Annotated in this window: 16 protein-coding genes; 8 read left to right on the top strand and 8 right to left on the bottom strand. The window is 50.2% G+C overall.

The genetic code is table 11. The annotated features are described in order from the left end of the window. The coding region (locus tag VE954_RS44565) for a zinc ribbon domain-containing protein (protein WP_414699059.1) at positions 1-267 on the top strand (267 nt) is incomplete at its 5' end. A 36-nt stretch (positions 268-303) separates the two neighbouring features. Here the strand turns inward: VE954_RS44565 and VE954_RS35090 are convergent. The 3 genes from VE954_RS35090 to VE954_RS35100 all read right to left on the bottom strand — a co-directional run bounded on the left by VE954_RS35090 (position 304) and on the right by VE954_RS35100 (position 2,522). Further along, a complete protein-coding gene (locus VE954_RS35090; protein ID WP_324961875.1) occupies positions 304-1,221 on the bottom strand; it encodes a hypothetical protein in 918 nt (305 codons plus the stop codon). A gap of 11 nt (positions 1,222-1,232) precedes the next feature. Next, positions 1,233-1,826, bottom strand: coding sequence for a siphovirus Gp157 family protein (locus VE954_RS35095; RefSeq protein WP_324961877.1), 594 nt, complete (start codon positions 1,824-1,826; stop codon positions 1,233-1,235). 318 nt (positions 1,827-2,144) lie between these two features. Then, entirely contained in the window at positions 2,145-2,522 is a 378-nt protein-coding gene (locus VE954_RS35100) for a response regulator (protein WP_324961879.1), read from the bottom strand. A gap of 238 nt (positions 2,523-2,760) precedes the next feature. Between VE954_RS35100 and VE954_RS35105 the strand changes: the two genes are divergently transcribed. Then, positions 2,761-3,399 carry an HAD-IA family hydrolase gene (locus VE954_RS35105; RefSeq protein ID WP_324961881.1) on the top strand — a complete coding sequence of 213 codons (639 nt, stop codon included), beginning with the start codon at positions 2,761-2,763 and terminating at the stop codon, positions 3,397-3,399. A gap of 160 nt (positions 3,400-3,559) precedes the next feature. Here the strand turns inward: VE954_RS35105 and VE954_RS35110 are convergent, their stop codons facing one another. After that, positions 3,560-5,257 (bottom strand): ATP-binding protein, encoded by a 1,698-nt coding sequence (locus tag VE954_RS35110; RefSeq protein WP_324961883.1) that lies wholly within the window; start codon positions 5,255-5,257, stop codon positions 3,560-3,562. Between the two features lie 14 nt (positions 5,258-5,271). Then, a complete protein-coding gene (locus tag VE954_RS35115) occupies positions 5,272-5,523 on the bottom strand; it encodes a hypothetical protein (RefSeq protein ID WP_324961885.1) in 252 nt (83 codons plus the stop codon). Between the two features lie 491 nt (positions 5,524-6,014). Here VE954_RS35115 and VE954_RS35120 point away from each other — a divergent pair, with 491 nt between their 5' ends. Both VE954_RS35120 and VE954_RS35125 read left to right on the top strand, forming a co-directional pair. Next, positions 6,015-6,347 carry a hypothetical protein gene (locus tag VE954_RS35120; protein WP_324961887.1) on the top strand — a complete coding sequence of 111 codons (333 nt, stop codon included), beginning with the start codon at positions 6,015-6,017 and terminating at the stop codon, positions 6,345-6,347. 463 nt (positions 6,348-6,810) lie between these two features. Then, positions 6,811-8,061: a hypothetical protein gene (locus VE954_RS35125; protein ID WP_324961889.1), complete on the top strand. Its 1,251-nt coding sequence runs from the start codon at positions 6,811-6,813 to the stop codon at positions 8,059-8,061. A 64-nt stretch (positions 8,062-8,125) separates the two neighbouring features. Here VE954_RS35125 and VE954_RS35130 read toward each other — a convergent pair whose 3' ends face one another. After that, a complete protein-coding gene (locus VE954_RS35130) occupies positions 8,126-9,946 on the bottom strand; it encodes a hypothetical protein (RefSeq protein ID WP_324961891.1) in 1,821 nt (606 codons plus the stop codon). 287 nt (positions 9,947-10,233) lie between these two features. Here VE954_RS35130 and VE954_RS35135 point away from each other — a divergent pair, with 287 nt between their 5' ends. After that, complete coding sequence (locus tag VE954_RS35135; RefSeq protein ID WP_324961893.1) at positions 10,234-11,208, top strand: GlxA family transcriptional regulator; 975 nt, start codon at positions 10,234-10,236, stop codon at positions 11,206-11,208. Positions 11,209-11,219: 11 nt separating this feature from the next. On the opposite strand, the gene VE954_RS35140 is transcribed toward VE954_RS35135, so the two are convergent. Both VE954_RS35140 and VE954_RS35145 read right to left on the bottom strand, forming a co-directional pair. Next, positions 11,220-11,648: a thioesterase family protein gene (locus VE954_RS35140; RefSeq protein ID WP_324961895.1), complete on the bottom strand. Its 429-nt coding sequence runs from the start codon at positions 11,646-11,648 to the stop codon at positions 11,220-11,222. Between the two features lie 165 nt (positions 11,649-11,813). Next, positions 11,814-12,236 carry an Hsp20/alpha crystallin family protein gene (locus VE954_RS35145; RefSeq protein ID WP_324961897.1) on the bottom strand — a complete coding sequence of 141 codons (423 nt, stop codon included), beginning with the start codon at positions 12,234-12,236 and terminating at the stop codon, positions 11,814-11,816. 1,363 nt (positions 12,237-13,599) lie between these two features. Here VE954_RS35145 and VE954_RS35150 point away from each other — a divergent pair. From VE954_RS35150 to VE954_RS35160, 3 genes are all read left to right on the top strand, one after another. Then, positions 13,600-13,950: a hypothetical protein gene (locus tag VE954_RS35150; RefSeq protein ID WP_324961899.1), complete on the top strand. Its 351-nt coding sequence runs from the start codon at positions 13,600-13,602 to the stop codon at positions 13,948-13,950. Then, positions 13,926-14,306 (top strand): hypothetical protein, encoded by a 381-nt coding sequence (locus tag VE954_RS35155; protein ID WP_324961901.1) that lies wholly within the window; start codon positions 13,926-13,928, stop codon positions 14,304-14,306. The genes VE954_RS35150 and VE954_RS35155 overlap by 25 nt, the downstream gene beginning before the upstream one ends. A 22-nt stretch (positions 14,307-14,328) precedes the next feature. Continuing rightward, positions 14,329-14,863, top strand: a 535-nt coding sequence (locus VE954_RS35160) for a CPBP family intramembrane glutamic endopeptidase (protein ID WP_324961902.1), incomplete at its 3' end; no start/stop codon positions are given.

A 14,863-nucleotide genomic window follows, 5' to 3' on the forward strand; every position in this document is an offset into this window, starting at 1 on the left:
GGAACGACCAGAACCTGCTCCCAGTGTGATCGCAAGCTGAAGGACGGACTGAAACCAGAGATAAGGAAATTTTCATGCCCCGAATGCGGGTTTGAATTTCCGAGGGACCAACAAGCCTGTCTTAATTTACTGAAAAGATACGAACCAGCGGTGTGGCTCCGCCTTCCCGAGTTATACTCGGGTCGTAGCAGACGGTTGGCCCTCGGGCCATTCTCCTGCCAACTTCAAGAGTCCTGGAAGGATCTTCCAGGACTCATCGCATCTTAACTACAGGATGCTCGGGAATTTATTCCCGAGAGGATGTCACTTCGCTTTCAGCAGAGGCTCCTGGGCGTCCGCTTTTTGTTTCTGGGCAATCCAGTGTTCTATGGCATCGGACACATCACTGATGGCCGATGCCGAGGATTGGGTCAACCATTCCGGTAGGGACACTTTGATGAAATCCTCGGGATGTCCTCCCAGATTTCTGGCCGTCCCGGTGAGGGTAGTAAAGCGGCTCACGACCGTCGAATTTACCTCCGGATCGTCCGTAGGAGCCGGGGCGGGCGTTACATTTTCCATGGGTCTCAGGCCTGGGCGCGTGTCCAGTTCCAACTCCTCCACTTCGGAAAGTCCCGAGAGGGAGTAATTGCGTCGGTACATGTCCCGTACGGCGCGAGTCCGTAAAAATTGAACCTTATCGCGTGTCAGCCTGGTCGCGACCTTATATTTACCGTTGTGGTTGGGCAGCATCTCATCCGCACCAAGGATTCCATAGCCCACCCAATGGATTTCCCGGCCGCGAATGCAGACCTTTTCCTCGACGGCAAGGGCCATATCGCCGTCTTGAATACAGAACATGGTTCTCTCTTCGTCGGTCAGCGGTCGCCAGCGCATCCCGGACACTTTTTCAACGTCCCTATTGACGACATGCGTCCAGGCTTCCGCTAAAGCGTAGGGTCGATGGCCCATCCACACGACATATCCTGGTGGCAGCCCGTTAGCGATCGTCGGCATGACGCAAGCAATTTTTTGTTCCAGCGTGAGCGGTTTACTTGAATCGCCATTCCAGCCGAAGGTGCGATCATCCAATTTGAGATAATGGAGGCAGGCGCCGATATTCAGGCGCTCCTTCAAACCCGGGTCGGATAGGACGAGAGCATCAATCATCGCTCGTAATGCCCTCTCGGCCTCGGATGCGTTCTTGCCAAATTCCATTTGAGTGACTTTATGTTCATTCATGATGATTCCAATCAAGTTTTAACGTCAATTTTGATATGGGGGCGCTTCTTGAGTTCAGCGTACCCGGCGACAATCTCGCTCTTACTTTCCAAGGCGGCCTTCAGGGCACGCTTGTTCCAGGTGTAGCGCCGCTCGACAAAGGGCGGTCCTAATTTCAAAAAAGCTATCGCATTGGCGTCGCTGTTCACTTCCACGAAGTCATGGAACTGGAGGCTCATCTGGTAGAGATCACCCGACATACAAGGCTTGCCGTCATGACCGCTCGGGCCATCACCCTTCCAACTTGCGTCCGTGGCGAGCTGGTAAGCGACATACTCTCTTAAGTATTTGGATCTGTTTTCGTAAGCCTTGGCTTTTCTCTCGAACAGCTTCATGCGTGTTCGCAAGGTCTGAGCTTTTTCGTCACAGTAGTCCAGATACTCCACGATGTGGTCGATCTTGCTGCGAATCGCCGTGCCGAGTTCTTCCAAATCGATTTCACAGTGATCGATTTCGTCCTCGGCCCTTTTCATCAGTTCCAGGAGATCCGCCAGCGTTCTCTTTTTGGGCTTCGGTTCCTCGGGGTCTTCGTCATGAAAGTTCAGCTTTTCAGCTTTGTTGGACATCTGTTTTTTCCCTTGGTGTGTTTGCGATGCGTATCCGATCGCAAGGGTTTGCCGGTTAATGTCAAATTAACCAGTCTCCAGGCATGGCATATCCGTGCCCTGCTATATGGTGTCAAACGCTCGTTGAGATTTGATGATCGTCACACGTAATTGAGTCCGTAACGCGTCGTGTATGCTTAGTGAAGGGCTTCGCCTTTTACCAAGAATGGGTTGAGGCGAGGTCAAACAAAAATACCTTAATGATCAAAATTTGACCAGTTTTTATTGAGATTTTCTTGCAGATAAAATGTCGGAAACACCCGGATTGGGTGTTCTTTGTTAGAGGAGGGGAGCACCGGATGCCAGAGATGCAATCCTCAGAAAATTGGCAATGCGAAGTGGCTTATCTACGAAAAAAGTATTGGTCAGCTGTTCGGTTGCAGAACCGAAATCGTCCCCAAATCCTGATATGAAAATAATCGGTACGGCGCGATTGGGGCCCTGGTCCTGACGCACGAGCCTTGAAAACTCCAGGCCGTTCAAATCAGGCATCTGAATATCCGTACAGATCAAGGTGAAGGTGTGCTGCGAGCATAGCCGAAGCGCTTCGCGACCATCGTTGGCCCTGATGACCTCGCACTCCGCAAAACTCTGCCGAAGGTTGGCCTCCAGATATTCAAGAAACTCATCTTCATCATCGACGATCAGAATTTTCATGCGTGTCTCCTTAGACGGGCCTTCCCTCAAGGCAAACGATAGGCGGCCCCCGAAAACCTGTCAAGGGCTGCGGTGGGCTGGGCAATCTCTGTCAGGTTTTTAGACCCCTGTCGGCTAGAGTTCAGCACATAATCCATCTGAACTAGGGTGTACTTACATGATTTTACAGGAAACTTACGAACGGTAAGGCTGGTTTATTTCTTGAATACTCGCATCTTCTCCATAGGAGAATTGCAACATGAAGGATTGGAAACAGTTCAAGGGCGTTATTTTTGATCTGGATGGCACGCTCTACGAGTATCGCTGGCTCAAGTTGCAACTGATTCGGCACAACCTGCGCTTTTTATCCTTTCTGATGAAGCTTGAAAAGGGACGGGATGCTGTGCGTTGGGCCAGCTTTCCCGATCAGAATAGCCTTGTGGCTGAGTCCTCGCGTGTTTCGTCGCCACGGAACCCACAAGCTTTTCAGCAGTGGTATGAAAATACATTCTATCCCAGCTTCATTGGTCTTCTGCGGCCGCATATGAAAAGACCCGAAGCTGGCTCACTCCTGCGAACGCTCAAGGGTCATGGCATGAAGCTGGCCGTTTGCTCGGATTATGGCTTCGTCGGTGAACGTCTCGATGCTTTGAGCCTGGATCGACGGATTTTTGATGTCCTGATATCAGCCGAGGAAAACGGTCACCTCAAACCTCAGATCTTCACTTACTTGAAAATCCTCAATGAGCTGGACCTTGATGCCAATCAGGTCCTGATCGTCGGCGATCGTATGGATACCGATGGAATCGCCGCCAAGGAACTGGGCGCCGCATTTTATACCGTTCAAAGTAATGAAGACTGGGTACGGCTCTTCAAAATGTTGGAGTTATCTCGATGAGGCCTGAAGGCGCATGCCGAAACCGACCTGGGCCGCATGCTGGGTCTCGCGTTCATTGATTCGATCGAGGCCTTCCAGTTCGGCTGGGATGGCTAGATAAAACTTAGCCGGTCTTTTGCCAGGATTCCGCGACCAGGAAATAATGAATGGGCAAACGGATTTAAAAGACGACAGGCATCGATGCTGTCCCTGTTTTGAATTCTGCACTTAAATCCTGCTGACTCAGGATCTGGATGGTGCCGCCGATTTCCTGGCAAAGGTCACGAACAGCGTCCAGGCCGATGCCTCGTCCGGAAATCATGCCTGCTTCATCCTTGGCTGAAAGTCCCGATTCAAAGATCAGCTCAGCGACATCACGAATTCTCGGCTGATTCCTGGAAAGACCACGTTCGGCGGCTTTTTTCCAGATTTTCTGCAAATTCAGACCGCTTCCATCATCGCTGATCTGCGCGACCATCCAATTGCCTTCGGGATGGAAATCTATCTCGATGCACCCTTGCGCAGGTTTATGCAAAGCCTGCCGGACGCTCGGTTTTTCGAGCCCGTGATCGACAGCGTTGCGGAGAAGGTGATTTAATATGGAACGTAGACGGTGCAGCGTGTGGCTGCTCACGAGAATGCCTGGAGCATGCAGCGTTAATAATGGCTCGGTCTTGGATAGGTGCATAACCAGTTCCCGAGCCTGATGCTGAAGTGGGAACTGGGGATCCTCCAGGGCATCATATTTCATGGAGTTGATAATCCATTGCATGTCACGGGCCAGATGCCTGTGCTCGTCCTGATGGGATGTGTTGAGGACCTTAAGTTTTTCTTGCAAGGCCCCCAGGGGACCGGTGATTCTTTGCGTTTCCGCGGTGAAATATTTTTCCACCATCCCGCCATAGACACTGAGTTTGTGTTGGACTCCTCCGAGAAGCTCCTGGATCTCAGCCGCAGGTAAATCCGCAGACATGGAAATCACTTTATCCTCAAGGGCATGGGCAAGCTGTGAGATATCATTCATCCCAAAAGAGCGGCTATTGCCTTTGATGGTATGAAGCGCCCGCAGAATCTCGGTCTTTTTTCTGGTTAGCATGGCCATGTCGGACCGAATTTTCCCCATGCATTGTGTTTCATCCTGCAGATACTGCCGAATCTTGCTCACCCCATGCCGCGCCACGACCATGATGAACTTGGCTTCGTCGGCTCGCTCCTGATGCTCTTTTTCCAGTCTTCGAATGTAGGTGACATCTCGCGCCAGGAGCAGAATGGCCTCGACCTGCTGACCGTTGAGAAAGGGCGACCAATTCAACTCGATAACATGGTCTCCATGGTAGTAAAAACGGGGGAGATGATCCTTGTTGAATTGAAAATTGGTCTGATCTTCGCCTATGACCAGCTCAAAGATGCTTTGCATCATGCTTCGCTGTTCAGTCTGGGGCTGCAAATCCAGAAGGTCCCAGATGTACTGACCCTTCAGATCATCTCGCGCAAAAATATCAAGGGAACTGCGTGAAAAATCTCCGGCGATCAACCCGTGCGCTTCAATACGCAGGAGGCCCACTGTAATGTTATTCAGAATGGAGCGGGCGAAGCGGGTTCTTTCCTCGACCTTGTGATCGAGATCCTGATTGATGATCCTGAGCTCATCAGCCATGCCCTCAATTTTTCGTTTGGAGGCATCCTCTTCACTCTTCACACGCCGCCCGAGCGATACGGACAGTAGCAGAATCTCACAGGTGCCGCCGAGTAGGGCTGCATAAGGGAAGACATCTGATATGGAAAGAATACCTTCAATGACCATGTTCGAATACGTATTGCCAACTATGAGGTTGGTGAAGGCCAGCAGAAAGTAATAGGCCGGAGGGTAGCGTCGCATGGCGACGCGAACGGCTAGGTAGCCATGGGATTGTCTACTGTGAAATGCACCCAGATGGGGCTCTGGGTTCGCCGCATGAAACGGGCGTCGAACTCCCGGCCGTCTCGATCCATGGCGCGGGCAATGTCCACGAGTGGTGTGCTCTCAGGAATCTCAAGAATAAGCGGGTGCTGAATATCCAGGCGGACCATATTCTGGTCGATGCGGTAAGTATGATCGGGGCCTGCGGCCTGGGCTGCTCGAGCCAGGAATACGAGTACAAACACGAGCAGCTGCCAAAGCTACCCTGCTTTTTTTCGTATTCCTACAGCCCTAATTGTCTGCACCCTGAGCGCCTTCCTGTTCTAATAGGGAGTTTTCGGCTCTTATTATAATATATGAAATGCTGGATTTATACGTAAGCGAATGCCTTGAAAGGAAGTGTCTAAAGAACTTCCGTCGGCTTTGCAAACGCCTGACAATTATAATGATCTTCGCTTGTCAGATAGATGCGCTCTTCGGTATGAGTCCTTGTCAGCGAATGACTTCGAACAAAGCCAATAAAACTTCGAGCCAGGTCTCCTGTTATAAAGAGATGTGAAGAGCTCGTGCCGAACCCCTGCGTTCGAACAACCTTCTCGACCCCATAGGGAGCACATATCATGAACTTAAATCAGATATCTTTCCTTGTCGTCGGAGCTTTGGCTATTTCTCATTGCTAGAGCGAGTCCCCTTCATCAGGCACGAAAGGCTTTGTGTCGAGTTACGATGACCTGTGGTGGAACGTCAGATAAGTGTATGCTGGGAGACGGAAAGCGCATCGTCCATCCACGACCCAGCGGATGGCATGCGACTCGTCCAGGAAGTCGTTACGTCTCAGTATGGACGCGTGGGTATTCATTTTACAGGATGGAATCTTTGCAGCAGGGGCGACGCAGATCTTCGTGTCTGGTTCAATGATAGCGCATGGCCGCAGACACGCGCCTATGGACGAGCCATTCAAGGCGTGGCTTACGGCGTGCAATTAACCTTTTGCTTCCAATTCGCGGATGGCGGGAGAAACGCAAGATGCCCAGGAGCGCAAGGGAAGTTGATCAACACCTTACCCTGAAAGCAGAAAAGCTAAGAGGGTCAAACCAGCGTTGACAGGCCTGCGAGACGGGTCTCGTTCGCGGGACGTTGACGGTGTCACTGCCGTCCGTTTGAGCAGTTGCTGCGGACAAGCATTAATATTTCACTTCTTTTTTCTGCCGCACAATTTCCCGAAATTGCCCAACTCTGCTTTTTGCGCTATCCGGTGCGTACCACTCCAGACTGCCGACAAGGGAAATGCCAATGTTATGTTCATCCGGGATCCGGCTTAGCCGGAATGCGAGGGCTATTGCTTTCGCTGCCTCAACGTTGTTTGTGACTGAGGCGATGTGCGACTTGGTAACACGAGAAAAGCGAAGCAGGTTGCGCATTTTCCGTGCAGCTTGAATGAAAATTTCCTATCGCATTGAAACAGTTTTCCTAGTAAGAATCGTCGACGAACTTAATTTGCGCAAAAAACAAAAAAACAAAACGGGGAATCCATGAAGAAAATCTTCGCGATTTTTTTTGCCCAGGCTATTGCCACTGGCCTCACAGGATGCAGTCAAAAGCCAGCAGAAACCGCGTCACTGAAAACATTGACGTTCGACCCACAACTGAAAGAACGCGTCGCTTTAAAAGAATGCACCGATGCAACGGCCTGCGAACAGAATGAATACGTCTTTGTTCATACGCCTGATGGCAAGGTCTTTGATAAAGCGTACAGAGAAGACGGCTTCATTAGCATCCAGGGCCATCGGGTTCTCTGGAACGCTCGCGCGGCGACCGTCCCAATTGGAACGATCGGTGATAACGGGGTTACGGCTCTGTGCAGCCAGGAATTTGAGGAAACCTGCGATCTCGAACTCTCTATCAAATATCCCAATGACCCTAGCGAGGGCCACGAGCCCTTCCATCTGGTGACCTTCCGTCTTCAGGCTCAGGGTGAGTCTCTGCGCATTGGCGAATCGTCCAGCCACCACAAATCATTGCTCGAGTATGTGGTCCAGGCGCCCAACCAGGAAAATGCTGGCACCTGTAATCTCATGGCGGCGACCGGGGCGATGGAGGTTCTTTTGAATCAATGGAAGGATAAGACTGGTCACACTGTCGACACCGCCATTGATGGTTCATCCGATCTTTCTGAGCCCTACACGATCAATATCTCCTCGGCCTATGGCTATGGTTTGACACTGACGCCTATCCTCGCCTTCAACGCTATTGACAACAAGGCGGTATTGAGCCGGGATTTTCCCTTCGTCAACAGCTTTGACGGCGAAGATGCTTTAACCAATTGGGACCGCGAGACACCTGATGTTTCCACGGTTTTGGTTCCCAAGGTCAAAACCGAGGTTCTCTATGGCGAAACCACTTTAAATGACAGCAGCAAGTGGGACCTCGCGCTTATGAATGAACGCCATATCGAAATCGTGAAGGGGGAATTGCGGAAGAATCGCCCCGTTCTCGTGACCTATAATCACAATGATTTCTGGCATGTCGTCGTCGTTGTCGGCTACGATGACGAGTTGTCGGAGAACTGCCAAATGGTCAGGAATTACTACAATAATCCCAACGCTCGTTATGCAGAGAAATTCAAAGCAGCCTTTGATCGAGACGGCAAAAAATGTCGGGCAAGCGGTGTCTTCTACGTCCGGGATTCCCTGGGACCTCAGGCTCGCGCTCCTAAATACAGCGTTCGTTCCTATGATTGGCTCAAGTATCTCGGCAATCACATTATTTCCGTTCACCCCTAGCCCAAACATAGGCACAGGATTCAATGGAGCTGTTGGGCCGAAGCCCAACAGCTGATGCGGTCATTCAATGGCTACGGGCTGCAAAATCGCAAGCCTGCAGAGACCCCGTTCCAACCGAGCTTACCACCCAATGATCGAGGGCGGTCACGCTGCTTTGCTCGGAGCGGAATGCATAGTCTTTGGCCAACTGCACTTCAGAGCCTCCTGCTGGTGCGACGAAGACATCATAGCGATGCTCCTTGACATCCACGACCGCTCGAACGCGATAACGGGTATTCGGTTTGTAGGCGAAAGCTGTTAGGGCCTGGTAGTCGGTGCCGTTGCGGACATCGATCATATTCGCTGGATTGAAACGAACAATCGCGCCAAGGCCCGTCCAGCTGCTCGCAGCGCCCTGGGAAAGGGCGACTGCTGCATCAATACCAGCTGCACTCGGAGTGACATCCCATTGCGCTGTCAAGATCCCTGCCCGGCTGGAAAATTCGCCATGGAGCCAGCCTTGCTCCGAAGCCTGGCTAGCGGAAACACACTTGGATGCTCCGTCCGTGGGAGGAACAGGGGCAGCGAGACCATATTCATAGGCGCCGATATCAGGGGCACCTACAGCCGGTCGGGCGTCGCCCGATACCGCTGCGCGATGCGGGGGATGAAATGCAGGCAAATGAAGAGCAGACGATAGTTCGTAACCTTCGGATCCTTTTGGACTGGGATTGCCGGCATTGACGAGTAAACTTCCTGCCAATGGTTTGAAGTCAAGATTTGCCAAATTTGCGATGCCAGCGTCACCCGATTGGGTACCGGTCCAGGTACTCGGCACATTTTTAGACCCAGTGCCGAGAAAGTTGTTGCTGCCGCTTATGATCGCTCTCCCAGTCGCCCATTCGCCTTCGCTGGTCCACACATTCACCCCGCCTCCAGTCCTGCTGAGGAAGAGGTTATTGTGCATCTCAACGCTTTCCACCCCAAAATGGTGAAAAAACACCGGGGCGCTGGCCGAATCCATCACCATCGTATTGTTGACGAAGCGGTAGCGGCCCCAGGTTTGACCCGTGCCATCGCCACCGATGCGAATCGAGCGAAAGCCGGCATTTTTACCATTGCGCACGATCACATTGCCAACGACATCGGAATCTTCCCGGGCTTTTTTCTCGCCGTAATCGGCTGATTCGGGGTCGGGGCCGATCAGTTCAAGATCATGATAGTAGCTGCCCTCAATCCAATTGTAGTAGATCTCATTACGCTCAGCACGAGTTTTGACGCTATTGCCACCTCGCGCATCATGGACATAGGAATTCTGCATGCGGAAGACGGATCCCGGATAGGCGCTTTCATCCGTCGCCATATAAATCTGATGATTCTGCGTTCCCTGACCGCTGCCATAAACCTCGACTCTGTCGAGCGTGAGAGAACCAGAGTCCGTATCCGCCCCAAGAATACCGTGCTTTTTGCAGTCGTGCACGACAGTGTCACGAATCGTGATGTCATGGGCATGATGGAAGATGCAGCGGAATGAGGCTTCTTTGACTTCGAAATTTTCAAAGACATAATGGTTACCATTGAATTCGATAGTGTTGGTACCACCGGCGATAATCGGCTTTCCACCCCTCACGCTAATCCCGCGAATCGTGATTTTAGCCTCAGCTGTTCCTGCACGGGTCAGGCGAATATTTCCAGGGTAAGTATGTCCACCATAAACTTCGACGACGTCACCGGGCTTCAACTTATCGGCGACATCCTGCAGGGCACTATAAGCTTGATTGGGACCGACCTTATAAGTCGACCCCGAGATTGATTTGACCTGTGAGTCTTCCTCATGATCTGAACTTCGACATCCAACCGCTCCCAGATGAAGAGCAATGACACCAACACAGAGCAACAGTTTCATATTTCCTCCATATCCATTGACAGGCCTCATTTGGACTATGCTTTGTCTTTCCGACAAACACACAGGCCAGTGCCGGTCATAACATAAGTTTTTCTCGATTCAACTGAAAGATCGGTTCAATGATGTTTTTTTGAAATCACTGTCAGCACTTGCAGCCAGAAAAAAATATTTGCTGTTGCCATGCTGCGACGCAATCCCAGTCCTGCCCCAAAATCCAGTCGGCGTTTTTTCCACAAGCATGTATAGTGCTCGCCTTGGATATGAGGAAACCTGAGCAGGACACCGCTATGGCTGGAAAGATGAAAGTTACCATCCTCTCACTGGATGATGCGATTGCTTCGAGTGTTGCCGGGCCCGCTGATATTTTCGGGCAGGTTGGCATTGCCTGGAATGATATGCAAGGGCTGAATCGTGATCCCAGATTTGATGTTGAAGTTGTAACCGCCGACGGCAGGCCCTCGGTATTGAGCAGCAACGTGCTGATTCAACCCCATGGGTCATTGCAGTCGGTTCACAAGACCGATATCATCGTCATCTCATCCGGTATTACCGATGACTTTCAAACGTTCCACAGTACAGTAATTCCATGGCTCAGGAAACATTATGCCGAAGGCGTCGCGCTTGCTGCCATTTGCACGGGATCATTCCTTCTGGCTGCAACTCAGCTGCTCTCAGGTCGGCAGGCGACCACTCATTGGGGATATGCGGGCGAATTCAAGAAGCGTTATCCCGATGTTGATTTACAGCCTAAGCGCCTTGTCACGGACGATAGAAACCTGCTCTGCTCAGGCGGCGCCAATGCATACGCTGATCTGTGCCTCTATCTGGTCGAGAAATACTGCGGGCATGACATAGCCAAGCAGTTGGCCAAGGCCCTCGTTTTAGAACAAAACCGGGTATCGCAGATGCCCTTCACCACCTTTGCTTTTCAAAAAGGTCATGGCGATGGGTCGATTCTTTTGGCCCAAAATTACCTGGAAGAAAACTATCTGCAGCCGATTAACATGACGACTCTAGCTCGGATCGCTCGACTCAGCGAGCGCACCCTGACAAGGCGTTTTAAGCAGTCCACTGGGGATACGCCACTGGCTTATCTTCATCGTGTTCGGGTGGAATCCGCGAAACGGGAGCTGTTGAACTTTAACATTAGCATCGAAGAGGCGGGCTCAAGGGCCGGTTTCGCCGATTTGGGCCGCTTTCGAGCCGTGTTTCGAACCTATATGGGAATGACTCCCAGTGTGTATCGCCGAAAATACTTATAGGCATGAGGCCATCACAGAACACGGAAGTCGTCGCTCTTAGGTAGAGCATCCAAAGCTGCCAGGAGGTCAGTGGGTGGTGCTGTCAGTTTTCGAAGGCCAAGGTCGAGCCAGGCGCACGTGCTATTCACTCGAGCCACCAGTTTATCCTGGTTCACGAAAAATTCATTTCTCATGCAAAAACGCCCACCATTGGCTGAAAGCCCAGCAACGGCGAGTGTCACTCGCAATTCATCCAAAAGATGGACCTCTTTGTAGTATTCCACTTCATCTTTGAAAACGACCGGTCCCAGTTTGAGACGCTCAAACTCGACCATGGGAAAATTATTTTCGGAAAAGAACATCATTCGCACATCGGCCGATTTATCGAGGTAGGCCGTGTTTCTCATGTGAGAATTGAAGTCCATATCGCTCCAGCCCGCAAACAGAATTTTTTCAAACATGCATGGTATCCTTGTGCTCGTGAGTCAGAAATTCCTTTGCATCCTAACTGGATGGAGTCTCCAGCAAAAGAGCATTTCGGGCCAAACTTGGATCAATTCCGGCCAACCATACTTCCCACAAACAAAAAAAGGGCTTCACGCCCTTTTTTTATTGGTACCTCAGGTTTAGAACTCACTCGAAGAATTTATCCTGTCCTTCGTAAAACGGATTTCCAGCTTTGTATCGATCAACGCTGCTTCAATCGACGCCTCATCGACATCACCCGGTAGCTTGATACTACAAAAAAATGAGGATGGCTTTCGGCCCTTCAAGCAAAATTGCGGCCGTTTGTCCGCAATCAGGGCGAGCTGATGATCTTCGATCCAAAGATCAAGGCTGTCGTCATCGAATTGATCGAATTCGAGAGAAACCATGAAATGATTTGAATCTTCGCGAACAGATAACTTACCTAAATGTGAAGTCTGCGAGAGACAGCCTTCGTGCTTGAAAATCGTGCTTGAATGGTTACGGCCATCAAACAATTGAGATGAAAGTCCACTGAGATTCTGATGAGATGAGTCGTGTGTTATTGGGCGAAGCATAATCATTCCCCTGTTGCAAGAAATCCTTGCAGCGAACTGAATGTGAAACTTGCTAGCTCGATCCGCTTCTACATACTGACTTCATAAATTTAGCATAGGGTTGTGCGCGTGAGATAGGTGAAGGAAAAAGGATACAGGAAGAGATTTCACGTGAGTTGGATCCAAGCGAAAACTGAAGCTTATAGTTTTAAATATCTCGTCACGATAGGCGTTGGGTGCGCACGTGACCATCCCGGGGTGTAAGGCTGGCGTAAAGCATTTTAATTTAAAAGGGTTTTATTCTTTTTTGCCAAATAAGGCTGAAGGTCTTTCCACGGGCAAGTTTGTTTCGGCCACCACCATTTTGATCATCGAAACGGCAATGAGGCGTTCTTAGATGAAGAGGGAGAGTAATTGAATACTCAAGCTTATTCGAAGGCCAGTGGAAGACATTCCCATTTTCATAAATTGTAATATTTCGATTTGGGAATAGTGCCGATATTACCCCTACAGGACGGGGGATCTTATGCGATTCTTGCTTCTCATAATGCTTATGGCTTGTGGCTCCGATTCCAGCGACTCTATTCAAGAGACCCCTGCTATATCCAGCTCGAAAACGACAGAAGCCACTTCAAAAACGACAGAATCCCTCCAAACACGGAAACCTATGCATGTGAGAAACCCGCTGGAAGCAAGTCTTATTCAGGTTGCTGCTCGTCCCATGGTGGAATTGTTGCGCTATGCGTTGGCTCGGCGGAAGAATTCTTGGAATATATCATGTTCGATTCTGCTGGTCGGTTGATTTGTAAAGATGGGACCACCTCACCAAGCTGTACGCGATAGATGACAAGGAGAAGCTTTTCAGACAGTAATTTACTCAACGGTTGGAGCTAGATATCGAATAAAAGGTATCTGCAAGCGAAGATGAATAAGACATTTTCCTGATTACTGCCACCTGCGAATCCAGGCCCTCGATCCTCGCGACTAAGCTGTTTTCGACTAGATGAAAGCCCTTTTGGTTTGTCTCACCCACCCTTGTGGCGCTTCGTTCTTCCTTTGCCACCCGATAGCAAAGCCTATATGGTCAGCTTTCATCATTTAACAGGCAGGATCGCTTTCAGCACATTCATAGTGCTGAGTTCTCCGCTCTAAAAGTTCATCCAGATCGCCTTAATTTGCTCCAAGAATCATTCTGCTGGCAGCAAAAGTCTGGGACGGGCGGCTATGGAGCGGCCACAGAAAACTAATCGAATATGGTGTGCTAACTGTGGCGTGTAACTGTTACTAACCACTTTGGGTAAGCTTCCCTACCTTAAAACCCTTGATCTCATGTGGCTCAAGGACTACGTTGCCTTGGATCTACCGAACCACTAAGTGAAGGAAACTGAAAATGAAGAAGACCATGCACTGCATGTCGATATTGGCCTTGTCTTTGGGTTCAAACATCTGCGCTGCTGAAGAGGAGGGCGATCACATGGTCGTCACCGCGCCAAACGAATGCTGCGATGTCATGCCTGCAGGCCTTTCCATCCTCTCAGGATGGGTTGGAGCCTCTGGCGCCGGTGCTGCAAGTGCGACGTTAAAAGCCGCCGCTCTAAAGGCTGCAGAAAAAAAAGCAGCAGAGCAAAAAACGAAGAAAGAGAAAGACAAAGAAGACGCGAAGCAGGAAGAAAGCGAATTTCAACAATTCGCTCAGAATAATCCTGGTGTTTTTCGGTGCTTTTTCATGAACTGGGTCTGACTATTCGCCACCTGTTTGGTACCGGATATGATTATGAAGTAAAGACGGAAGATGGCGAAGGCAACAAGGCCGAAATTCGGGATTGCCAACCCTCTGGCTCGCTAAATCCAAATAAGGTTGACTGTACCCAGCAAAAATTTGAGCTGTTCACTGATCCGACCGACGGCGTGGAGCGCTGGGCATTTACCTATGCGGTTGTTGTGGGCAAGTACAATCCGCAGCATTACTATTCGGAGAAGAGTGGATATTCGAATGGATATTATGCGGAAGTCGTGGATGGGCAGAGTATTACCGTCGTTTTCGAGACAGAGGCTGACTTAATCTCGCAACTCACGAAGGTTGCAGCGGCACGATAGGTTCCAGGAAATGGGGGTGCGAATGCCACAATTTCTTTTAATTTCATGTGTTATCACGCTGTATGTGGGCGTGATGCTTGTACGTTTGAAAATGAACTGGCTCGGTATAATCCCAACGGCTATTTTTTTGGTAGGGTATATACTAATTGCCACGTTCCTTTCAAAGACTCTTATTAAGAGAAGGCAAGAGCTGCTCCCCTTTTTCAGATTCAAGGCAATAGTAGTCACAGTCGGCTTGCTCTTCTGCTCCATTACATCAAACGTACTTCTTCAGCTGGGCCAAAAGCAAGCGATCGGTCACCTCAACGTTGGTGACTCATCAAAGGCAGCTTACGAGGAACAGCACGGGCGAGCAGAAAGTGTCCTAGGAAAACAGTTGACGGAGGAGCAAGCCAATGCTTTTTCTCAGATAAAAAGAGTGACACACGAATTTATTGGGGTGGTTTCAGAGGAAGTTATCTATCGTTGGGTCATACTGGGCGCTTTGATACTGGTACTTCCACCGGGCTGGTCCATTCTGATTTCAAGCCTCATTTTTGCTGCATTACACCTTGTTA

It is taken from the genome of Oligoflexus sp. (genome assembly GCF_035638955.1).
Lineage (GTDB): Bacteria > Bdellovibrionota_B > Oligoflexia > Oligoflexales > Oligoflexaceae > Oligoflexus.